Origin of the sequence: Pseudomonas syringae (genome assembly GCF_000737245.1) — a bacterium.
In the GTDB taxonomy this organism is placed as follows: Bacteria; Pseudomonadota; Gammaproteobacteria; order Pseudomonadales; family Pseudomonadaceae; genus Aquipseudomonas; species Aquipseudomonas syringae_J.
Genome location: NZ_JPQU01000089.1, coordinates 1 through 20,622, shown reverse-complemented (window position 1 = coordinate 20,622; position 20,622 = coordinate 1). Strand labels below are relative to the sequence as shown.

20 protein-coding genes and 1 pseudogene are annotated in these 20,622 nt (G+C 59.6%); 17 read left to right on the top strand and 4 right to left on the bottom strand.

The features are described 5' to 3' along the window. Nucleotides 1–299: 299 nt before the first annotated feature. The 17 genes and pseudogenes from poxB (at nt 300) to IV01_RS02520 (ending at nt 16,052) form a co-directional block, all read left to right on the top strand. Complete coding sequence (poxB, locus tag IV01_RS02450) at nt 300–2,018, top strand: ubiquinone-dependent pyruvate dehydrogenase (protein ID WP_032631573.1); 1,719 nt, start codon at nt 300–302, stop codon at nt 2,016–2,018. A gap of 321 nt (nt 2,019–2,339) precedes the next feature. Continuing rightward, a pseudogene (locus IV01_RS27595) lies at nt 2,340–3,374 on the top strand (cache domain-containing protein); the annotation flags it as partial. A gap of 63 nt (nt 3,375–3,437) precedes the next feature. Then, a complete protein-coding gene (locus IV01_RS27590) occupies nt 3,438–4,232 on the top strand; it encodes a methyl-accepting chemotaxis protein (RefSeq protein ID WP_418903567.1) in 795 nt (264 codons plus the stop codon). A 670-nt stretch (nt 4,233–4,902) separates the two neighbouring features. After that, entirely contained in the window at nt 4,903–5,748 is an 846-nt protein-coding gene (gene phnC / locus IV01_RS02460; RefSeq protein ID WP_032631377.1) for a phosphonate ABC transporter ATP-binding protein, read from the top strand. A gap of 68 nt (nt 5,749–5,816) precedes the next feature. Next, entirely contained in the window at nt 5,817–6,821 is a 1,005-nt protein-coding gene (phnD, locus tag IV01_RS02465; protein WP_032631376.1) for a phosphonate ABC transporter substrate-binding protein, read from the top strand. Nucleotides 6,822–6,876: 55 nt separating this feature from the next. Beyond that, complete coding sequence (gene phnE / locus IV01_RS02470; RefSeq protein WP_032631375.1) at nt 6,877–7,674, top strand: phosphonate ABC transporter, permease protein PhnE; 798 nt, start codon at nt 6,877–6,879, stop codon at nt 7,672–7,674. A gap of 146 nt (nt 7,675–7,820) precedes the next feature. Next, on the top strand, nt 7,821–8,528 hold the full coding sequence (gene phnF / locus IV01_RS02475) for a phosphonate metabolism transcriptional regulator PhnF (RefSeq protein ID WP_032631373.1): 708 nt from the start codon (nt 7,821–7,823) through the stop codon (nt 8,526–8,528). Between the two features lie 14 nt (nt 8,529–8,542). Beyond that, nucleotides 8,543–8,998, top strand: a complete 456-nt coding sequence (phnG, locus tag IV01_RS02480) for a phosphonate C-P lyase system protein PhnG (protein ID WP_032631372.1) — start codon at nt 8,543–8,545, stop codon at nt 8,996–8,998. After that, nucleotides 8,998–9,606, top strand: a complete 609-nt coding sequence (gene phnH, locus IV01_RS02485; protein ID WP_032631370.1) for a phosphonate C-P lyase system protein PhnH — start codon at nt 8,998–9,000, stop codon at nt 9,604–9,606. The genes phnG and phnH overlap by 1 nt, the downstream gene beginning before the upstream one ends. Then, nucleotides 9,606–10,682 carry a carbon-phosphorus lyase complex subunit PhnI gene (locus IV01_RS02490; protein WP_032631369.1) on the top strand — a complete coding sequence of 359 codons (1,077 nt, stop codon included), beginning with the start codon at nt 9,606–9,608 and terminating at the stop codon, nt 10,680–10,682. The genes phnH and IV01_RS02490 overlap by 1 nt, the downstream gene beginning before the upstream one ends. Next, entirely contained in the window at nt 10,679–11,587 is a 909-nt protein-coding gene (locus tag IV01_RS0125550) for an alpha-D-ribose 1-methylphosphonate 5-phosphate C-P-lyase PhnJ (RefSeq protein ID WP_050507972.1), read from the top strand. Before IV01_RS02490 ends, IV01_RS0125550 begins: the two co-directional genes overlap by 4 nt. Further along, on the top strand, nt 11,584–12,402 hold the full coding sequence (phnK, locus tag IV01_RS02495) for a phosphonate C-P lyase system protein PhnK (RefSeq protein WP_032631368.1): 819 nt from the start codon (nt 11,584–11,586) through the stop codon (nt 12,400–12,402). The genes IV01_RS0125550 and phnK overlap by 4 nt, the downstream gene beginning before the upstream one ends. A gap of 22 nt (nt 12,403–12,424) precedes the next feature. Further along, nucleotides 12,425–13,141, top strand: coding sequence for a phosphonate C-P lyase system protein PhnL (gene phnL, locus IV01_RS02500; protein WP_032631366.1), 717 nt, complete (start codon nt 12,425–12,427; stop codon nt 13,139–13,141). Continuing rightward, nucleotides 13,135–14,295: an alpha-D-ribose 1-methylphosphonate 5-triphosphate diphosphatase gene (locus IV01_RS02505; protein ID WP_032631364.1), complete on the top strand. Its 1,161-nt coding sequence runs from the start codon at nt 13,135–13,137 to the stop codon at nt 14,293–14,295. The genes phnL and IV01_RS02505 overlap by 7 nt, the downstream gene beginning before the upstream one ends. Continuing rightward, nucleotides 14,295–14,861 carry a phosphonate metabolism protein/1,5-bisphosphokinase (PRPP-forming) PhnN gene (gene phnN, locus IV01_RS02510; protein WP_032631362.1) on the top strand — a complete coding sequence of 189 codons (567 nt, stop codon included), beginning with the start codon at nt 14,295–14,297 and terminating at the stop codon, nt 14,859–14,861. The genes IV01_RS02505 and phnN overlap by 1 nt, the downstream gene beginning before the upstream one ends. Next, entirely contained in the window at nt 14,852–15,601 is a 750-nt protein-coding gene (phnP, locus tag IV01_RS02515; RefSeq protein WP_032631360.1) for a phosphonate metabolism protein PhnP, read from the top strand. Before phnN ends, phnP begins: the two co-directional genes overlap by 10 nt. A 124-nt stretch (nt 15,602–15,725) precedes the next feature. Next, nucleotides 15,726–16,052: a thioredoxin family protein gene (locus tag IV01_RS02520; RefSeq protein ID WP_032631359.1), complete on the top strand. Its 327-nt coding sequence runs from the start codon at nt 15,726–15,728 to the stop codon at nt 16,050–16,052. A 126-nt stretch (nt 16,053–16,178) separates the two neighbouring features. Here IV01_RS02520 and moaA read toward each other — a convergent pair whose 3' ends face one another. The 4 genes from moaA to IV01_RS02530 form a co-directional block, all read right to left on the bottom strand. After that, on the bottom strand, nt 16,179–17,177 hold the full coding sequence (gene moaA / locus IV01_RS02525; RefSeq protein WP_032631358.1) for a GTP 3',8-cyclase MoaA: 999 nt from the start codon (nt 17,175–17,177) through the stop codon (nt 16,179–16,181). Nucleotides 17,178–17,397: 220 nt separating this feature from the next. Beyond that, nucleotides 17,398–18,405: a sensor histidine kinase gene (locus tag IV01_RS26000; RefSeq protein WP_050507970.1), complete on the bottom strand. Its 1,008-nt coding sequence runs from the start codon at nt 18,403–18,405 to the stop codon at nt 17,398–17,400. Beyond that, nucleotides 18,389–18,841 (bottom strand): response regulator, encoded by a 453-nt coding sequence (locus IV01_RS0125540; RefSeq protein WP_050507968.1) that lies wholly within the window; start codon nt 18,839–18,841, stop codon nt 18,389–18,391. The genes IV01_RS26000 and IV01_RS0125540 overlap by 17 nt, the downstream gene beginning before the upstream one ends. A gap of 176 nt (nt 18,842–19,017) precedes the next feature. Then, nucleotides 19,018–20,382, bottom strand: a complete 1,365-nt coding sequence (locus tag IV01_RS02530) for a cation:proton antiporter (RefSeq protein ID WP_032631357.1) — start codon at nt 20,380–20,382, stop codon at nt 19,018–19,020. Between the last annotated feature and the right edge of the window lie 240 nt (nt 20,383–20,622).

The window sequence follows — 20,622 nt, the reverse complement described above, 5'->3', positions numbered from 1 at the left end:
CAGTCTGTCTGACCCACCCTAGGCGCCTGTATCGCGAGCAAGCTCTGCTCCCACAGAAATACCGGACTCTGTGGCGGCGGTGCTTGCCTGGGATAAGGGCGATGTAGATCTCAGGTCAATCCCGTGCAGCCTGTATTGCGGACAAATCGGATCGCCGCCGCTCGCTGCCACAAAGTTCGCGTTCATCAAGGGTAGTTCATACCAACCCCGGCTGAACTGTCCGCCCCAGAGCGGGTCGATCACTGATGCGTGCCACGCCGCTGGCTACGTTTTCCATCTGTCTCGACAAGGAAACCAGCATGTCCAGAACCATTGCCGATCACCTCGCTCAGACCCTCGCCAGTGCTGGCGTATCCAGGATATGGGGGGTTAGCGGCGACAGCCTCAATGGCCTGACCGACAGCCTGGAAAAGCTCGGTACCATCCGCTGGATGCATACCCGGCACGAAGAAGTCGCGGCCTTTGCCGCCGGTGCCGAAGCCGCCGCGACGGGCAAGTTGGCGGTGTGTGCGGGCAGTTGCGGGCCGGGCAATCTGCATTTGATCAACGGGCTGTACGACTGCCATCGCAATCAGGTCCCGGTGCTGGCGATTGCCGCGCATATCCCGTCCTCGGAAATTGGCCTGGGTTATTTTCAGGAAACTCATCCTCAGGAACTGTTCAAGGAGTGCAGTCATTTCGTTGAGCTGGTCAGCAACCCTGAACAGTTCCCACGGGTACTGGAGCGGGCTTTGCGAGCCGCCATCGGTCAGCGCGGCGTTGCGGTAATTGTATTGCCCGGCGACGTGGCCCTGAGCGACGCACCCGACGCTCTGGCCAAGTGGCTCGATACCGCTGCACCCAGTGTTACCCCGGCCGAGCCGGACCTACAGAATCTGGCCGACACCCTTAATAAGTCCAAAGCAATCACGCTATTGTGCGGAGCCGGTTGCGCAGGCGCTCACGACGAAATGGTCGCCCTGGCGGATCGGCTTGGCGCACCAGTCGTGCATGCCTTGCGTGGCAAGCAGTATGTTGAATACGACAACCCGTTCGATGTCGGCATGACCGGCCTGATCGGTTTCAGCTCGGGCTATCACGCTATGTTGTCCTGCGACACGCTGGTGATTCTCGGCAGCAGCTTCCCCTATCGGAATTTCTACCCCACCGACGCCAAAATCATTCAGATCGATATTGACCCCACCGCACTGGGGCGCCGCACACCTATTGACCTGGGACTGGTGGGTGGCGTCAAGGAAACCCTGACCGCGTTGCTGCCCAGGCTGGACCGCCACGATGATCGACGCTTCCTCGACAAAGCGCTCAAGCATTACGCCAAAGCCAGGGAAGGGCTGGACGATCTCGCTACTCCTTCGGCACCCGGCGAGCCTATCCACCCTCAGTACCTGACCCGCCTGATCGATGAACAGGCCGACGCCGATGCCATTTTCAGTGTGGATGTGGGCACGCCGACGATGTGGGCTGCACGCTATCTGCACATGAATGGCAAGCGCACTTTGCTCGGCTCCTTCAACCACGGCTCCATGGCCAATGCCATGCCTCAGGCTCTCGGAGCAAAGGCGGCGCATCCTGATCGCCAAGTCATTTCTCTGTGCGGCGACGGTGGCCTCTCAATGCTGATGGGCGACCTGCTCAGCGTTCGTCAGTTGGATCTGCCTATTAAAATGGTGGTCTTCAACAACAGCTCGCTGGGTTTCGTCGATATGGAAATGAAAGCCGGCGGTTACGTGCCCCACGGCACCGACTTATACGAAACCAACTTTGCCGGCATTGCGTTGGGCGCAGGGATTCTGGGTATTCGGGTCGAAAGTGCCGAGGAGTTACCAGCGGCTTTACGCAAAGCCTTCGATCATCCGGGGCCGGTGTTGCTGGATGTGGTCACTGCGAAACAGGAGTTGGGTATCCCGCCTAAAATCAAACTGGCTCAGGCCAAAGGCTTCAGTCTGTACATGATGTGTGCAGTATTGAGTGGACGAGGTGATGAAGTGTTTGAATTGGTGAAGACCAATTTGCGCTAGCTATCAGGGTTCATCCATTCCCCTGTGGGAGCGAATTCATTCGCGAAGAGGCCGGTAAATCCGATGCATCTCCCTCGGTATTAACACCGCCTTCGCGAATAAATTCGCTCCCACAGGTCAGCGATCGACCCATGCGGCCCTTTGTTACCTGAAGCCCCAAGGGAATATTGGAACGGCCACGTGTTTCTACCGATTAATAAATATATTTATCTCACCCTCTATCCTTTTACACAAAGAATCAGTAAAAACGCCGCAACAGTGTCCACTGTTTCAGTGAACAACTGTGCGCCGTAATAACTCTTTCTATTGGAAGTATCCGCGATGATGAAAAGTTTGGGTTTCAGCAGGAAGATCCTGCTCGCCGCCGCCTTGGTGGTGGTGGTTGCATTTACCTGTTTTATTGTCGTGAACGATTTCCGGCAACGCCAAACTTTAAAAAACAATGTATTTGCCGAGTTGCAACAGCTGGGTGGTTTGACCACACAAAACATTCAGACCTGGCTGGACAGTCGCACCCAATTGCTGCAATCCATGGCCCAGCGGATTACCGCCGACGGCAAGGCGATCCCCGACCTGCAGCGCTCCATCGGTATTGCGGCATACACCGATAACTTTCAACTCAGTTATTTTGGCGGCACTGACGGCGTGATGTTTTCCGTGCCTGCGGGCAACCGCGCGGCGGATTATGACCCGCGCGCCCGTGGCTGGTACAAGGCGGCGCAAAACGCTCCGGGTACTATCGTGACCGAACCTTACATCGCGGCATCTTCGGGCAAATTGGTGGTAACCCTGGCCACGCCGGTGAAGTACCAGAATCAGTTCATCGGTGTCGCCGGCGCAGACATCTCGCTGGACAGCATCAGTAAAACCATCAACTCCCTGAACTTCGGCGGGCATGGTTATGCCTTTATTGTCAGCGGCAGTGGCAAGATTCTGGTTCATCCGGACAGCAAACTGGTGCTTAAAGACATCAGCGAAGCCTACCCGACCGACACCCCGAAAATTGTCGCGGGCGTCACCGAGATCCAGTCGGCCGGCAAAGCGGAAATCATGTCTCTGACCCGTGTGGAGGGCGTGTCCTCCGCCGACTGGTATGTCGCGCTGGTGCTGGATCAGGATGCGGCCTATGCCATGCTGGGCGAGTTCCGTACGTCCGCCATCACCGCCATGGTGATTGCCGTGGTGATCATCATCCTGCTGCTGGGCTTGTTGATCCGTGTATTGATGCAGCCGTTGCACCAGATGGGCCGCGCCATGCGTGATATCGCCGACGGTGATGGCGACCTCACCAAGCGTCTGGCGATCACCTCGCAGGACGAGTTCGGTGAACTGGCCAAGTCGTTCAACCATTTTGTCGAGCGCATCCATGGTTCGATCCGGGAAGTGGCGTCCACCGCCGGGCAGTTGGGTGATGTGGCGATGCGCGTGGTCAGGGCCTCCAACTCGTCCATGACCAACTCCGACCAGCAGGCCAATCGTACCGAAAGCGTCGCCGCGGCCATTAACCAACTGGGCGCTGCCGCTCAGGAAATTGCCCAGAACGCTGCGCGGACTTCTCAGCAATCGGCTGATGCCAGCCAGTTGGCCGGTGACGGGCAGAAGGTGGTGCAGCAGACCATCGACGCCATGAATGAGCTGTCGTCGAAGATCAGCGAGTCCTGCGCCAACATCGAGAACCTCAACGGCAAGACGGTGAACATCGGACAGATTCTCGAAGTGATCACTAGCATCTCGCAACAGACCAACTTGCTGGCGCTCAACGCGGCCATCGAAGCGGCCCGGGCCGGTGAAGCAGGGCGCGGTTTCGCGGTGGTGGCTGATGAGGTGCGCAACCTTGCCCATCGCACTCAGGATTCGGCGCAGCAAGTGCAGAAGATGATCGAAGAGCTGCAAGTGGGCGCGCGGGAAGCGGTGGTCACCATGACCGAAAGCCAGCGCCAGAGCGAGACCAGTGTGATCGTCGCCAACCAGGCGGGCGAGCGCTTGAGCAGCGTCACCCGACGCATCGACGAGATCAACGGCATGAACCAGTCGGTTGCCGCCGCGACCGAAGAGCAGACCGCCGTGGTTGAGTCGCTCAACGTCGACATCACCCAGATCAACACCCTCAACCAGCAGGGCGTCGATAACCTCAAGCTGACCCTGGATGCCTGCAGTTATCTGGAAGAACAGGCCGCGCGGTTACAGCACCTGGTGGGGACGTTCCGGATCTGATTATTTTTTCAGGAGCTGCCGCAGGCTGCGAAGGTGCACCGCGCCATCGTTCATCGTCCAGTCCGGATGCGGGCCAGACCAAGCGCGCTCCTACAGGCGATCACCGAACCTGTGGGAGATTCTATGTTTGCTCGCAAGCGGATGCGACGACGTGGGACCGGCTTTAGCCGGGAAGAGGCCAGTATATACACCCAATCTTTATCGTCTAAAATACCGCCTTCCCGGCTAAAGCCGGTCCCACGTCGTCGCGCCAATATTGACATCGCTTCTGTTGGAGCGCGGCTTGCCCGCGATGCAAGCGACGCGGTTTGGCAGGCAGACCGCGTCATCGTTCAGCGTCTGGATGCGGCCCAGACCAAGCGCGCTCCTATGGATGGACGCCGAACCCGTTGGAGCGAGTAGGGTTCGTAGACATACTCAACCTTTCACAAAACGGTTATTCAACCGTCATCTGCGCTTCACCCCGCTGAAATACCCCAGGCCTACTGTCAGTTGCAACCCAAGCAGACTGTTTGAAAACGTAGCGAGCGAAGGCCAGACAAGGCAAAAACAGGCGGAAAAGCGGAGTCTAGGTGTTCTAAATGAGCATTTTCCGCCTGTTTTTAACGCCGTATGGCCGAGCGCAGCAGTTTTCATACAGTCAGAAGGCAACCTGACAGAGAACAGCGCCATGCACCCAGCCATCAAGCCAGCCATTCAGGTCGAACGTCTGAACAAGACTTTTGCACGCAAGCCCGCGCTGGTTGATCTGGCGTTGTCTATACAACCCGGAGAAATGGTGGCACTGATCGGCGCCTCTGGGTCGGGAAAATCAACCCTGTTGCGCCATCTTGCTGGCCTGGCCTGTTGCGATCGCGGTAATGGCGGCAGCGTGCAGGTGTTGGGGCGTGAGGTACAAGCGGCGGGCCGCCTGAATGGCAAGGTCCGTAAGCTGCGCTCGGATATCGGCTACATCTTCCAGCAATTCAACCTGGTCAATCGCCTGAGCGTGCTGGACAACGTTTTGCTCGGCTGCCTGGGGCGCATGCCTGGCTGGCGCGGCAATCTGGGTTTGTTCAACAGCGAAGAAAAACAGCGCGCCTTGCAATCCCTCGACCGGGTCGGGCTAGTGGATCTTGCCGGCCAACGCGCCTCGACGCTGTCCGGTGGTCAGCAGCAGCGGGTGGCAATTGCCCGGGCTCTGACGCAACGGGCCGAAGTGATTCTTGCCGACGAACCCATCGCGTCCCTGGACCCTGAGTCCGCCCGCAAGGTCATGGAAATCCTCGCCGACATCAACCGCACCGACGGCAAGACCATTGTCGTCACCCTGCATCAAGTCGATTACGCCGTGCGTTATTGCCCTCGCGCCGTGGCGCTCAAAGGTGGGCGTATTCATTTCGATGGTGCCGCGCAGAACCTCAGCAGCCAGTTCCTCAACGACCTGTACGGCGCTGACGTGGACACCAGTCTGATGATCTCCGATGAAGGCCGCCGCAGCCGCGAAACCCCGCGTCTGATGCTGGCTCGTAGCTGATTCGCAGCACGTTTAAAGCACCAATAAAAGCACCAACAACCGCCAACCCTTTACTCAGGAGTGCTTCCATGTTGAACCGTATCGGTCGCTTCGTCGCGTCTGCCGCCTTAGTGAGCAGTTGCTTGCTGGGCACCGCCCAGGCTGACGAGAAAGTCATCAACTTCGGCATCATGTCTACCGAATCCTCGCAGAACCTCAAGAGCATCTGGCAGCCGTTCCTGGATGACATGGGCAAGAAAACCGGCCTGAAGATCAACGCCACGTTCGCCTCTGACTATGCCGGCCTGATTCAGGGCATGCGCTTCAACAAGGTCGATGTGGCCTGGCTGGGCAACAAGGCGGCGATGGAGGCGGTGGATCGCTCCAATGGCGAAATCTTCGCCCAGACCGCAGCGGCCAACGGTGCGCCGGGTTACTGGAGCGTGATCATTGCCCGCAAGGACAGCCCGATCAACTCTGTGGAAGACATGCTCAAGAACGCCAAGACCCTGACCTTCGGCAACGGCGATCCAAACTCCACCTCTGGCTATCTGGTGCCGGGTTACTACGTCTTCGCCAAGAACCACGTGGACGCCGCCACCGCCTTCAAGCGCACGCTGAACTCCAGCCATGAAGTCAACGCCCTCAGCGTTGCCAAAGGCCAGCTGGATGTTGCCACCTTCAACACCGAGAGCTGGGACCGTCTGGAAGTGACCCAGCCAGACATGGCCGCCAAGCTCAAGGTGATCTGGAAGTCGCCGTTGATTCCATCCGACCCGATGGTCTGGAGCAAAGCGCTGTCGGACGAGAACAAAAACAAGATCCGTGAATTCTTCGCCGGCTATGGCAATACCGATGAAGAAAAGGCTGTGCTCAAGGGCATGCAGCTGGGCAAGTTCCTCAAGTCCAGTGATGACCAGCTGTTGCCGATCCGCCAACTCGACCTGTTCAAGCAGCGCACCGAAACCCTGGCCAGCACTAGCCTGAGCGCTGATGAGAAGGCCAAGCGTCTGAAAGATATCGATGCCGGCTTGAGCAAGTTGCAGGAACGCCTGACCGAGCTTGAGAAGAAGACCCCGGCCAGCGCCGGTTGATTGATCCGGGCGCGCTGCTCAGGCGCGCCCGCCCTCTGTAAAACAGGATCCGACTATGACCAGCACCACCACGCAGGCGGCCTATGTTCAGGCGGCTGGCAAGCGCAGTTGGCCGCAGTATGTTGGCTGGGGCCTGTTCCTGGCCATGCTCGCCTGGGCCTGGCAGGGCGCCGAGATGAACCCGCTGGCGCTGTACCGGGACTCGGCCAACATGGCGACCTTTGCTGCCGACTTCTTTCCGCCGGATTTCCATGAGTGGCGCTCGTACCTCAAGGAAATGATCGTCACCGTGCAGATCGCCCTCTGGGGCACAGTGCTGTCCATCGTCTGTTCGGTGCCGCTTGGCATCTTGTGCGCCGACAACATTACCCCCTGGTGGATTCATCAGCCACTGCGCCGGGTCATGGATTCGTTTCGTTCGATCAATGAAATGGTCTTCGCCATGTTGTTCGTGGTGGCGGTGGGGCTGGGGCCGTTCGCCGGGGTGTTGGCACTGTGGATCAGCACCACCGGGGTTCTGGCCAAGTTGTTCGCCGAGGCCGTAGAGGCCATCGATCCCGGTCCGGTGGAAGGCGTGCGCGCCACCGGTGCCAGCGCCTTGCAGGAAGTGATCTATGGGGTGATCCCACAGGTTATGCCGCTGTGGATTTCCTACGCGCTGTACCGCTTCGAATCCAATGTGCGCTCGGCAACGGTGGTGGGCATGGTCGGTGCCGGCGGGATCGGCGTGATCCTTTGGGAGAACATTCGCGCCTTCCAGTTCACCCAGACCTGCGCCGTGTTGCTGGTGATCATTCTGGTGGTCAGCGCCATCGACATCGTGTCTCAGCGTTTGCGTAAGCAGTTTATTTAGATGCGCTCCACAGACCTGAGACACCTGTGGGAGCGGTGCTTGCCCGCGATTGGGTTTGCAGATTATCGCGGTCAGGCACCGCTCCCACAGGGATTCGGTTCCGCCAGGAAGTTACCTGTTGCAGATTAAAAAGGGGATTTTTAGCTATGGACATGTCTAGACAACCCGCCGAGCCGGTGTATCAGGAGCTGGCCTCTATCTTGCGCAAGGAACTCGGCAGTTACAGCGCTGGCGACTACATGCCAGCCGAGGTTCAGCTGGCCGCGCGCTTTGAAGTCAATAGACACACGGTCCGGCGTGCGATCGATGAGCTGGTTCGCGAGGGCAGCGTATTGCGACGTCAGGGCCGAGGAACGCAGGTTTTGCAGCGACCGTTGATTTACCCGATGCAGGCTGACAGCGCCTATAGCCAGTCGCTCTCGGCCCAGGGCATAGGCGTTGAGGCGATCCTCTTGCAGCGACAGAAATGTCCGGCCAGTGCCGAAGACGCCGAGCATCTGCAGCTCGATGAATACGCCGAGCTGATCGAGCTGCACACCTTGCGCAAACTCGATGGCCATCCGGTGAGCCTTATCCGCCACCGCTTTTGCGCCAGTCGCAGTGAGCTGCTGGCCAGTTACAGACGCGGTTCGTTACGTCAATTCCTGGCCGACCGAGACTTGCCGCTGACCCGCACCTTGAGTCTGGTCGGCGCGCGCTTGCCCAGCCGGGAGGAGGCGGATCTGTTGATGATGCCGCGCCATTTGCCGGTCCTCACGGTGCTTACCGTTTCCCGCGATCGCAGCGGCAATCCGGTGGAGTTATCGCGCTCCACCAGCCGTTCCGACCGCTTCCAGTATCAGTTCATCGTCTGATGGAGAACCTTGCCATGAAACCCGCAACAGACCCTGCCATTGCTACTCGCCAGCGCTGGATCGGCGTACTCGCCCGAGCTGTCGGTGAGGAGCTGAGCCGCCACGAATCGGCCCTGCGCGACGCTGAATACCAACTGATCCGAGCCCCGGAAATCGGCATGACCCTGGTTCGCGGCCGAATGGGCGGCACCGGTGCGGCGTTCAACGTCGGTGAGATGACCGTCACCCGTTGCGTGGTGCGATTGGCGGATGGTCGCACCGGCTTCAGCTACCTGGCTGGCCGCGACAAGCCCCGCGCCGAACTTGCGGCACTGGCCGACGCCCATCTGCAAGGGCCGCAACAAACCCACTGGCTCACCACCCTGATCGAACCCCTGGCTGAGGCACAGGCCCGCCGCCGGGCTGAACAGGACGCGGCGACTGCCGCCAGCAAGGTTGAGTTCTTTACCCTGGTACGAGGAGAAGACTGATGAACGCAGCGCTGTTGCAACCGGCATTTGCCGATCCGGTACTCGACGCTCAACGCAGCTTCCGCGCCGCGCTCAAGGCGCTGGCCGGGCCGGGCGTGATGCATACCCTTCAAGCGGCGCAACGCCCACCGGCCCTGACCGGGCTGGATGCGGCCAGCCACGCACTGTGCCTGGCGTTGCTGGATATCGACACGCCGTTGTGGCTGTCACCAGCCTTCGATACCCCGGCGATTCGCGCCAACCTGGCGTTCCACTGTGGCTGCCCGATTGTCACCGAGCGCCAGCACGCCCGCTTCGCCTTGCTCGATGGCAGTCAGCTGGATGATCTGGGTGGCTTCGATCTGGGCAACGACCGTTACCCGGATCAGTCCTGCACCTTGCTGATCCAGTTACCGAGTCTCGGCGGTGGAACTTCATTGAGCTGGCGCGGGCCGGGCATCGAAAGTGAAAACAGGGTTGCGCTGCCGCTGGACGCCGGCTTCTGGCGCGAGCGTGAAACCCATAACGACTTCCCTCGTGGCCTGGACGTGTTCTTCCTCGCTGGCACTGACCTGCTGGGCCTGCCGCGCAGCACCCGTGTCGCACAGATCGTGCAGGAGCGTGCCTGATGTATGTTGCCGTGAAAGGTGGCGAACAGGCCATCGACAACGCCCACCGTCTGCTGGCGAAAAAGCGCCGGGGTGATACCTCCATTGCCGAATTGAGTGTAGAGCAGATCCGCCAGCAACTGCCGCTTGCGGTGGCTCGGGTCATGACCGAAGGCTCGCTGTATGACGAACAACTGGCAGCGCTGGCGATCAAGCAAGCAGCGGGGGACATGATCGAAGCGATCTTCCTGCTGCGCGCCTATCGCACCACCTTGCCGCGCTTCAGCCCCGGCTTGCCCATCGACACGTCGGACATGCAGCTCAACCGCCGGTTGTCCGCGACGTTCAAGGACCTTCCCGGCGGGCAACTGCTCGGCCCGACTTTCGACTACACCCATCGCCTGCTGGATTTCACCCTGCTAGCCGACGGCGAGCACCTTGGGCCACTTACTCAGTCAACCGCGACGGTTGAGCCTTGCCCGCGAGTGCTGGGGCTGCTGGCCAAAGAAGGTCTTATCAAGAACGAAACCGACAACGGCGAGGCCGTGGCCGATATCACCCGCGACCCCCTGGAGTATCCCGCCAGCCGTGCCCAGCGCTTGCAGGCGCTGGCCCGAGGGGATGAAGGGTTTCTGTTGGCGTTGAGCTACTCGACCCAGCGCGGCTACGGACGGAATCACCCGTTTGCCGGGGAAATCCGCATTGGCGAGGTCGAGGTCTGGATCGAGCCGGAGGAGTTGGGCTTTCCCATCGCCATCGGCGCCATCGAAGTGACCGAGTGCGAAATGATCAACCAGTTCGTGGGCTCGGGCACAGAGCCAGCGCAATTTACCCGGGGTTATGGGTTGGCGTTCGGCCATGCCGAGCGCAAGGCCATGGCCATGGCCCTGGTGGATCGCTCCCTGCGGGCGGAGGAATTCAACGAAGAGATCCAGTCCCCGGCGCAGCAGGAAGAGTTCGTCCTGGCCCATTGCGACAACGTTGAGGCCGCCGGTTTTGTGTCCCATCTGAAATTGCCGCACTACGTGGATTTCCAGTCCGAGCTGGGGCTGATCCGCAAGCTGCGCGCCCCTGAGCACAAGGAGGCCAAGCCATGACTGCTTACCAGCAAGCCCAACCGCAACGGGATGACGCTTACAACTTCGCCTATCTGGACGAACAGACCAAACGCATGATCCGTCGCGCCTTGCTCAAAGCGGTGGCGATTCCCGGGTATCAAGTGCCGTTTGGTGGACGCGAGATGCCGCTGCCGTATGGCTGGGGCACGGGCGGCATGCAGCTCACGGCAGCGATTCTCGGTGCCGAAGATGTGCTCAAGGTGATTGACCAGGGCGCAGACGACACCACCAACGCGGTGTCCATCCGCCGTTTCTTCGCCCGCACGGCCGGAGTCGAGACCACAGAGCGCACGCCCGAAGCAAGCGTGATCCAGACCCGGCACCGGATTCCGGAAACACCGCTGCACGCTGATCAGATCATGGTCTATCAGGTGCCGATCCCCGAGCCGCTGCGTTTCATCGAGCCCTCGGAAACCGAAACCCGAACCATGCACGCCCTCAATGATTACGGGGTGATGCACGTGAAGCTTTACGAAGACATCGCCACCTTTGGCCATATCGCCACCAGCTATGCCTACCCGGTGATGGTCGACGAGCGCTACGTGATGGATCCGTCGCCGATCCCCAAATTCGACAACCCGAAACTGCACATGAGTCCGGCTCTGATGCTGTTCGGTGCCGGCCGGGAAAAGCGCCTGTACGCGGTGCCGCCGTTTACCCGTGTAGAGAGCCTGGACTTTGAAGATCATCCGTTTCAGGTCCAGAGCTGGGAGCACAGCTGCGCGATCTGTGGCAGCCATGATTCGTACCTCGATGAGTTGATCCTCGACGACGCCGGCACTCAGAGCTTTGTCTGCTCAGACACCGATTACTGCGCCCAGCGGGTGATCCAGCACCAGGTTTTTGAACAACAGGTTCCTGAACCGCAGGAGAAAGGCCAATGATCAGTGCGCAAGCCAAATCCAACGTCGCCGAGTGGCCGGGCCGCGCCCAACCGCTGCTCAAGGTCCGCGACCTGACGCGTTTGTATGGACCGGACACCGGCTGCCAGGGCGTGAACTTCGAGCTGTATCCGGGTGAAGTGCTGGGCATCGTCGGCGAATCCGGATCCGGCAAGTCCACGCTGCTTTCCCTGCTCAGTGGCCGTTGCCCACCTGATCGTGGCGGCATCGACTATCGAGGCAAGGACGGCCGGGTACTGGACTTGTACAGCGCCAGCGAAGCCGAGCGGCGCACGCTGTTGCGCACCGAGTGGGGCTTCGTTGAACAGAACCCCCGTGACGGCCTGCGCATGGGCGTTTCTGCCGGGGCGAATATCGGTGAACGGCTGATGGCCCAGGGCGTGCGCAATTATCAGCAACTGCGCGGGGCCGGTATCGATTGGTTGACCCAGGTCGAGATCGACCCGCTGCGTATCGATGACCTGCCGCGCACCTTCTCCGGCGGCATGCAACAACGTCTGCAGATCGCCCGCAATCTGGTGTCGAGCCCGCGCCTGGTGTTCATGGACGAGCCCACCGGTGGGCTGGACGTCTCGGTGCAGGCGCGTCTGCTGGACCTGCTGCGTGGTCTGGTGCGTGAACTGGATCTGGCGGTGGTGATCGTCACCCATGACCTGGCCGTCGCACGGCTACTGGCGGACCGGCTGATCGTCATGCGCCGCTCACGCGTTGTGGAAACTGGCCTGACGGATCAAATCCTTGATGACCCGCAGCACCCTTACTCGCAGCTGCTGGTGTCGTCGGTGCTGCAATCGTGAATCGCCTGATGGGGGATGTCTGATGAATACGCTGATCGAGGTCCGCGACCTCTCGAAAACTTTCACCCTGCATCAGCAGAATGGCGTGGTGTTGAATGTGCTGCGCGGCCTGAATTTCAAAGTTCGCGCTGGCGAATGCCTGGTGTTGCATGGGAATTCCGGGGCGGGCAAAAGCACCTTGTTGCGCACCTTGTACGGCAACTACCTGCCAGCTGGCGGCAGCATTCGCGTAGTGCACGATGGTCACTGGCTGGAGCTGGTCGGCGCTGAACCCAGAGAAGTGCTGGACGTCCGTCGCCAGACGTTGGGCTACATCAGCCAGTTTTTACGCGTCATCCCTCGGGTGTCCAGCCTGGACGTGGTCATGGAACCCGCTCTGGCCCGTGGCTGGTCGACAGACGAGGCCAGAGCGCGTGCCGAACAATTGCTGTCTCGCCTGAACATCCCGCAACGGCTGTGGCAATTGGCACCGGGCACTTTTTCCGGTGGTGAGCAACAGCGCATCAATATCGCTCGCAGCTTCATGGTGCCCTGGCCGGTGCTGCTGCTGGATGAGCCCACCGCGTCCCTGGATGAGGGCAATCGTCAAGTGGTGCTGGAGCTGATGAACGAAGCGAAAACCGCAGGCGCCGCCTTGATCGGGATTTTCCACGACCGCGCTGCTCGCGAAACCGTCGCTGATCGCTTTCTCGACATGACCCCGTTGGACCTGACCGCCAAGGAGTTGCTGCAATGCTGACCGAACAAATTCTTACCAATGCCCGGATTGTCACGGCTGACCAGCTGTTCCACGGCACTGTGGTGTTGCGCGACGGGCTGATTGTCGAGGTGCAGGAAGGCCGCAGCCAACTGCCCCAGGCAGTGGATATGCAGGGCGAATATCTGTTGCCCGGCCTGGTGGAACTGCACACCGACAATCTGGAAAAACACCTGTCGCCACGTCCCGGTGTGGACTGGCCCTCGGCCTCGGCGGTGCTCAGCCACGATGCGCAGATCATCTCTGCCGGCATCACCACGGTATTCGACGCGCTGTCCATCGGCGATGTGAACCCCAAGGGCAAGCGCATGCAGCAACTGCCTGCAATGCTCGAAGCCATCGCCAGTGCCAATGCGGCGGGCCTGACCCGGGCCGAGCATCGTCTGCATTTGCGCTGCGAAGTCTGTCATCCAGATACCTTGAGCGTGTTTCGCGATCTGGTGGAGCAGCCGCTGGTGCAACTGGTGTCGGTGATGGACCACTCGCCGGGCCAGCGCCAGTTCGCCCTGGAGTCCAAGTACCGCGAGTACTACATGGGCAAATACCACCTGACGACCGGGCAGATGGATGAGTTCATCGTCGAACAGGTGGCGAACTCCCGTGAGTACAGTGACCGTTATCGGCGCGCAATCGTTGAGGACTGTCTGGCCCGAGGCTTGTCGGTGGCCAGCCATGATGATGCGACCGTGGCGCATGTTGAGGAGTCGGCGGGCTACGGCATGAGCATCGCCGAGTTCCCCACGACGGCAGAAGCGGCACAGGCTTGTCGACGCTTGGGCATGAGCGTATTGATGGGCGCACCCAATGTCGTGCGCGGTGGTTCGCACTCGGGCAACGTGGCGGCGGCGGATCTGGCAAAACAAGGGCTACTGGATATCCTCTCCAGCGACTATTATCCCGCCAGTCTGTTGCAGGCCGCGTTCACGCTGGCCGGGCAGGGTGAGCATTGCACGCTGCCGCAAACGGTGGCGATGGTCAGTCGGGCTCCGGCGTTAGCGGCGGGGCTTGCCGATCGCGGTGAAATTCGAGTTGGCTTGCGCGCCGATCTGGTCCATGTCCGGGCTGATCAGGTTCGGGGGCAAGGTTCACTGCCGGTCATCCAGCAAGTCTGGCGGCAGGGCAAGAGGGTGTATTGATGGCAGGCAGGTTGATCTATCTCATCGGGCCGTCAGGTTCAGGCAAAGACAGCCTGCTGGACGCCGCTCGTGACCCATTGGCCCGGCGTGGTTGCCGGGTGGTGCGTAGGGTGATCACTCGCTCGGCCGAAGCGGTGGGCGAGGCGGCCCAGGCCGTCAGTGTCGAGCAGTTTCTGGCCATGCAGGCCCAGGGTGATTTTGCCCTGAGCTGGCAGGCTAACGGCTTGTATTACGGCATCCCCTCGGAAATCGATGTGTGGCTGGCGCAGGGCGACGATGTGCTGGTCAATGGGTCCCGAGGGTATCTGGCTCAGGCGCGACAACGCTATCCGGACCTGCTGGCGGTGCTGCTGACCGTCAACGACAGCACTTTGCGTGAGCGTTTGTTGGCGCGGGGGCGGGAGTCGGTCGCTGATATCGAAGCACGCCTGCAACGCAATTCACGCTTCACCGTTGAGTTGCTGGCCAGTGACCCGACGCTGTTCGTGCTGGACAACTCCGGTCCCCTGGCCCAGACCGCCGAGCGCCTGTTGCAGCGCATTGCGCATGAGCACTCATGCGCCTGACCCTGCTTGGCACTGCCGATGCCCGGCAGGTGCCGGTGTATGGCTGCCAGTGCCCGGCCTGCTCGGCGGCCTTGCTTGATCCGCGCTTGCGACGTCTGCCGTGCAGCGCACTGATTGAGTGTGATGATCAGCGCTGGTTGATCGACAGCGGCCTGACTGACCTCACCGAACGCTTCCCGCCGCGTAGTCTGAGCGGCATCCTGCAAACCCACTACCACGCTGATCATGCCCAAGGCCTTTTACATTTGCGCTGGGGGCAGGGGTTGGTGATTCCGGTGCATGGCCCGGTGGATCCGGAAGGTTTGTCGGATCTGTACAAGCATCCGGGGATTCTGGATTTCAGTCAGCCGTTCAGCGCTTTCGAGGCTCGACAGTTCGGCGCGCTCAGGGTCACCGCCTTGCCGCTGGTGCATTCGAAACCGACATTGGGCTATTTGCTTGAAGGCGAGGGCAGACGCATCGCCTACCTGACTGACACAGTGGGTTTGCCTGATGCAACCCAGCACTACTTGCAGCGCCAGCCACTGGACTTGCTGGTCCTTGACTGCTCCATGCCTCCGCAACCCCAGGCGCCCCGTAACCACAACGACCTGAGCCTGGCGTTGCATACCATCGAGGAACTGCAACCGGGCAGCGCCGTACTGACCCACATTGGCCACACCCTGGATGCGTGGCTGATGGAGCATCGGCATGAACTGCCGGAACGGGTGGTGGTTGCAAGGGATGGTATGGTGCTGTGAGTCTGTGGGAGCGGTGCTTGCCCGCGATAAGGTTTCGGTGATCTAACGTGAAACCGCGGTGTTCTTATCGCGGGCAAGCACCGCTCCCACATCCAATCGCATTCCAGCTGGAGTAAAACCCCATATGACCCAACCCTACGCCACAACCGCCCCGCCCCGCGCTGAAGTCGATGCTCTGCCCGGTGCCACGTTGATCCAGTTCGGTACCGACTGGTGTGGCCATTGCAAAGCCGCAGAGCCGTTGGTGAGCCAGGTACTCAAGGATTACCCCAACGTGCGTCACCTGAAAATCGAAGACGGCAGTGGCAGGCCACTGGGGCGTTCGTTTCGAATCAAGTTATGGCCGACCCTGATCTTCATGCGTGATGGCGTTGAACTCAGCCGTTTGGTACGGCCGGGCAATGTCAGTCTGATCGAAGAGGCGTTCGAGGGGATGGTACGGGAGGGGTGAGCACTGTATGGGTAGGTATGTAACCTGTGGGAGCGGTGCTTGCCCGCGATAGTGACACCACGGCTTCATGTCAGATCACCGAAACCTTATCGCGGGCAAGCACCGCTCCCACAGGTGGCGCGGGTTTCACCCACCCGTCATATTCATGAACCGCACCACCTGGACTTCATCATTGACGCTGAAGTTATGGCTCCAGGGTTTCAGCTGCATGGCATCAATAATGGCTTTTTCGAGCTTTTCCGGTTGTCCCGGATTGGCCCGCAATACCGACTTGAGATCGGCAGAATGCTCGTTGCCCAGGCACAGCAGCAGGCGGCCTTCAACGGTCAGGCGCACCCGGTTGCATGTCGCGCAGAAGTTATGACTATGAGGCGAGATGAAGCCGATCCGGATGTCCGGCGCTTCTGCCACACGCCAGTAGCGCGAGGGACCTTGGGTGGATTCAGTGGAGTTGATCAGGGTGTAGCGCTCGGCAATGCGCTCACGGACTTGATCGCTGGAGTAAAACGATTCGGCACGGCTGTGATCGCTGATCACACCCAACGGCATTTCTTCGATGAAGGAAATATCCAGCTTGCGGTCGATGGCGAAGGCCACCAGATCGTTGATTTCGTGATCATTACGGCCCTGCATCACCACGCAGTTGAGCTTGGTATGCACGAAGCCTGCAGCATTGGCTGCATCGATACCGGCAATGACTTTGCTCAGCTCACCGGTGCGGGTCATTTCCTTGAATCGCGCCGGGTCCAGGCTGTCCAGGCTGATGTTCAGCCGGGAAACTCCAGCGTCAAATAGCGGCTGCGCCAGCCGGTCAAGCTGTGAGCCATTGGTGGTCATGCACAATTCGCGCAGGCCGGGCAGGGCGGCAATCTGCTCGCAGAGGCCGACAATGCCGGAACGCACAAGCGGTTCGCCACCGGTCAAACGGATTTTTTTGGTGCCCAGTGCTACAAAGCGCTCGGCCACCTGAAAGATTTCTTCCAGAGACAGGATCTGTTGCCGTGGCAGGAACGTCATTTCCTCGGCCATGCAGTACACGCAACGGAAATCGCAACGGTCAGTCACAGACATCCGCAGGTAATCTACCTTGCGTGCAAAAGCGTCCATCAGCATTCGGTCAGACATTTCCACCTTCTCAACACATTCTCCGCCAGCCGTTGCCGGGTTAGCCTTCTGGCAACATCCCCCGATTACAGGTTGCATACTGTCTGCGAGCTGACAGTCGATGTCACGCGCTAATCGGCGATGGCGGATTCAACAGGCAACTTAACCGAGTGTAAATGTAACGGTCCAATCACTTGTGCTGATAGACCCATTGACCCACTCGATCAACACTTCAACTTGATCAATTAATTGCAAAAGTCAGCCTGACGCGGGCACCACTGCCATCGCTGTCAGCGACGTTGTCTCGCAGCAGGCCTGCACTGCAGCGTTTGCACAGGGCATCGATCAGGCTGATAACCGCACTTCGGCCGTTGATAGACCCGGTGAGGGTTTCAACGTCGAAGCCGGGACCCTGATCAATGACACTGATCTGCGCAGTGTCGCTGTCGAGATTAACCACCCGCAAGTCGACGCGATTGCTGTTGCCATGTTTGATGGCGTTGTCCAGCAATTCATTGAGAATCAGGCCAAGGTTGGATGCGGTTTGAAGCGATACATAAACCGACTGGGTTTCGCAGCGCAGGGTCATGGTCCGACTGTGCTGGGCATTGATCAAGCCTCGGGCCAGGCTGGGCAGGAAGTCAGCCAGATCAACCTGACCTTTCCCGTAGCGATGCAGCTCGTCCTGCACCGCGCCCACCCCGACGACCCGGGTGATGGCCGAGTGCATAAGCAATTTCGCTTCTTCGCCTTTGGCGCGCATTTTCGACAGTTGTAGCAGGCTGATGATTAATTGCAGGTTGTTTTTGACCCGGTGGTTAAGCTCGGACAGCAAAACTTGTTGGTGTGCCTCAAGTTCGCGCTGTTCGGTAATGTCGATGCAACTGCCGAAATAACCGGCAAACTCCCCATTTCGATAAAACGGCGCGCCGTTGTCCAGCAGCCAGCGATATTGCCCATCGTGACGTCTGACCCGATATGGCAAGGTGAATCGGCTGCGGCTATCAAAGGCCTCGTGGAAAGCGTCAACGCAGGCTTTCACGTCCTCACCATGGATATCGTCCATCCAGCCATAGCCAATCAGTTGCTGCTGGGTTCTCCCAGTGAAGTCGGTCCAGGGCTTGTTGAACCAGTCACAGTGCCTGTCGGATCTGGCTCGCCAGATCATCACTGGGGCGTGGTCAGCCAATTCCCTGAACTCAAGCTCACCCAGCGTTGCCGGGTCTGATAGATCATTTTCCAGCTTCATGCGCGCTATCCATAGGCAGTGTTGGCGGGCCGGTGCTGAATATTTCCAGAGATCCATGGGACGGCAGCGTCGAGAACTCACGGCCATCAAGCAATGCTTGAGCCACGTGTGCGCACAGGTTCAAGTCTTCCGGCGCATAAGGTTTGCGCAACAAGCCCAATGCGGCATCGGTATTGGCATGCGCCGCCAGCACCTGGCCGCTGACGAACATGGAGGTCATCCCATGGCGAGCCATCAGCGCCCTGGCCAGCGCAATACCCTCATCATGACCGGCGAGGTTGATATCGACGAAAGCGATATCGGCCTGCTGTTCAGCAGCTAATTGCAACGCATGGCTGACGTCATGGGCCGGGCCGATGATTTCGTGATGCTCACCCAGGGTGGCAGCGGCCAGCAGGGCCAGGATGGGATCGTCTTCTACGATGAGGATGCGCATGTTTAAAGTCTGCTTTTGGGGCGATAACTGCGAAACGCCGGCCCTTGAATGGCCGATAACGTAGCGGGGCAAAGGGTTTTGCTCGTTGCAAAACTACGTTGTTGAAGATTGGGCTATGCCACTGTCAATTGGTTCAGGGCGATCGATGAAAACATCCGAAGGAGTGTAAATTCCCGCTAATTGGAAGCTTTTTGATCAGGCCTTTTGCCAGCAATACTGCGCTCGTAGCGCTCCAGTAACGGCTGAATACTGACCCCGTGAAGCAGGATACTCAGCGCGACGACCGACAGCGTCATGCCAATGCTGATTTGCTTCACCTCTTCAGGTAACCCATGTCCCAGAGCGAAGCACAAGTAAAAGAGGCTGCCAATGCCACGAATCCCGAACCAGCCCGCCAGCGCTCTTTGTGGCCCACTCAGCAATTTGCGGCTCACCAGCAACCAGACCGCCACCGGGCGGATGACGCAAAACAACGCCAGGCCAAGACCAATTGCGCGCCAATCCCAATACAGTGCCACGGACGCGCCGAGCAAAGTGATCAGCAACACCTCCATGGAGCGTTCCACCAGGCTACCGAAGGCAAGCATGTCGCCCATCATGACCCCGGCTGCCAGTTGCGAATCGCTGAGGTCCTGTTCTTCGGCGACGGTTGCCCGCCCGACACTGCCGCTCATGTGACCAAGGACCGGCTGCGCCAGATGCTCGGCGGGAACCTCCGACTGGGTAATCTGCGCCTCGGCCTGCCGCAAACCCAGGCCAGCGGCAAATACCGAGAGAAAACCAAAGGCCCCCAAGGTGTCGGCGACTACGTAGGAGACCGCAATCAACGCCAGCGCAAGAAAGTCATTGGGCGACAGGGTGCTGTCGGCATTTTTGATCCGCAGATAAATCATCAGATGGCCGACGCCGCGGCCCAAGCCGTAACCAATCAACAGCGCGGTGGGCACGCCCCACACCAGGTTTTTCAGCGCCCAGTGCTGGACCCAGTTGAGGTCGCCGGCGCCTTGGGTCAGGAATAACAAGGCAAAAATCACAAACGGGAAAGCCGTGCCGTCGTTCAACCCCGCCTCTCCGGACAAGCCGAAGCGCACGCGATCAAAATCCTGGGCATTGTTGACCTGCACCAGCGACGCCAGTACCGGGTCAGTGGGAGAGAGCATGGCCCCCAACAGAATGGAGATGCCCCAGGACAGCTCGAAAAGATAATGCGCCGCCAGTGCGGTGCCAGCGATGGTCGCCAGCATCACCGGCCCTGCCAGCCAGTAGGCCGAGCGCCAGGCCTTGCTGTTCAGTGGCAGGCGTAGTTTGATCCCCGTGCTGAACAACGAGAACAGCACCGCCACTTCCGTGAGGCGTTCCAGCCAATGGGCTGATTCGCGAAAGTCCAGCTTGAGTACATCCAGCCCCACGGGACCGATAGCAAAGCCAAACGCCAGACACACCGCCGAGGTGGTCACCGGCATCCAGCGCAGATAGGAAGACGTCAGCGCGAGCATCATCAGCAACACGCCAAGGACCGTCATTAACAGAATGAAGCTCATACGGTTTTGACTCTCACAACCCGGCTTCGCAGAAAACGAAGCGTTCAGGGGTGTGACTGCTCAAGCTCGGGATAGTTGAAACATTTGGTATTGATCGAGCGCAGAGGTCCTGAAGGCACCGAGCTTGCTCGCGAAGAACGATGACGCGATTTGTCTGAAGAACCCGGATTCCTGTGGGAGCCGAGCTGAACTGGCCTAATGATTCCGGACACCTCTTAAGGGCGATATGATTTCGCCCAA

What these genes read in the sequence shown, in the direction of transcription:
- poxB (WP_032631573.1), top strand. Translation starts at nt 300, where the DNA reads ATGTCCAGAACCATTGCCGATCACCTCGCTCAGACCCTCGCCAGTGCT.
- IV01_RS27590 (WP_418903567.1), top strand. Translation starts at nt 3,438, where the DNA reads ATGCGCGTGGTCAGGGCCTCCAACTCGTCCATGACCAACTCCGACCAG.
- phnC (WP_032631377.1), top strand. Translation starts at nt 4,903, where the DNA reads ATGCACCCAGCCATCAAGCCAGCCATTCAGGTCGAACGTCTGAACAAG.
- phnD (WP_032631376.1), top strand. Translation starts at nt 5,817, where the DNA reads ATGTTGAACCGTATCGGTCGCTTCGTCGCGTCTGCCGCCTTAGTGAGC.
- phnE (WP_032631375.1), top strand. Translation starts at nt 6,877, where the DNA reads ATGACCAGCACCACCACGCAGGCGGCCTATGTTCAGGCGGCTGGCAAG.
- phnF (WP_032631373.1), top strand. Translation starts at nt 7,821, where the DNA reads ATGGACATGTCTAGACAACCCGCCGAGCCGGTGTATCAGGAGCTGGCC.
- phnG (WP_032631372.1), top strand. Translation starts at nt 8,543, where the DNA reads ATGAAACCCGCAACAGACCCTGCCATTGCTACTCGCCAGCGCTGGATC.
- phnH (WP_032631370.1), top strand. Translation starts at nt 8,998, where the DNA reads ATGAACGCAGCGCTGTTGCAACCGGCATTTGCCGATCCGGTACTCGAC.
- IV01_RS02490 (WP_032631369.1), top strand. Translation starts at nt 9,606, where the DNA reads ATGTATGTTGCCGTGAAAGGTGGCGAACAGGCCATCGACAACGCCCAC.
- IV01_RS0125550 (WP_050507972.1), top strand. Translation starts at nt 10,679, where the DNA reads ATGACTGCTTACCAGCAAGCCCAACCGCAACGGGATGACGCTTACAAC.
- phnK (WP_032631368.1), top strand. Translation starts at nt 11,584, where the DNA reads ATGATCAGTGCGCAAGCCAAATCCAACGTCGCCGAGTGGCCGGGCCGC.
- phnL (WP_032631366.1), top strand. Translation starts at nt 12,425, where the DNA reads ATGAATACGCTGATCGAGGTCCGCGACCTCTCGAAAACTTTCACCCTG.
- IV01_RS02505 (WP_032631364.1), top strand. Translation starts at nt 13,135, where the DNA reads ATGCTGACCGAACAAATTCTTACCAATGCCCGGATTGTCACGGCTGAC.
- phnN (WP_032631362.1), top strand. Translation starts at nt 14,295, where the DNA reads ATGGCAGGCAGGTTGATCTATCTCATCGGGCCGTCAGGTTCAGGCAAA.
- phnP (WP_032631360.1), top strand. Translation starts at nt 14,852, where the DNA reads ATGCGCCTGACCCTGCTTGGCACTGCCGATGCCCGGCAGGTGCCGGTG.
- IV01_RS02520 (WP_032631359.1), top strand. Translation starts at nt 15,726, where the DNA reads ATGACCCAACCCTACGCCACAACCGCCCCGCCCCGCGCTGAAGTCGAT.
- moaA (WP_032631358.1), bottom strand. Translation starts at nt 17,177, where the DNA reads ATGTCTGACCGAATGCTGATGGACGCTTTTGCACGCAAGGTAGATTAC.
- IV01_RS26000 (WP_050507970.1), bottom strand. Translation starts at nt 18,405, where the DNA reads ATGAAGCTGGAAAATGATCTATCAGACCCGGCAACGCTGGGTGAGCTT.
- IV01_RS0125540 (WP_050507968.1), bottom strand. Translation starts at nt 18,841, where the DNA reads ATGCGCATCCTCATCGTAGAAGACGATCCCATCCTGGCCCTGCTGGCC.
- IV01_RS02530 (WP_032631357.1), bottom strand. Translation starts at nt 20,382, where the DNA reads ATGAGCTTCATTCTGTTAATGACGGTCCTTGGCGTGTTGCTGATGATG.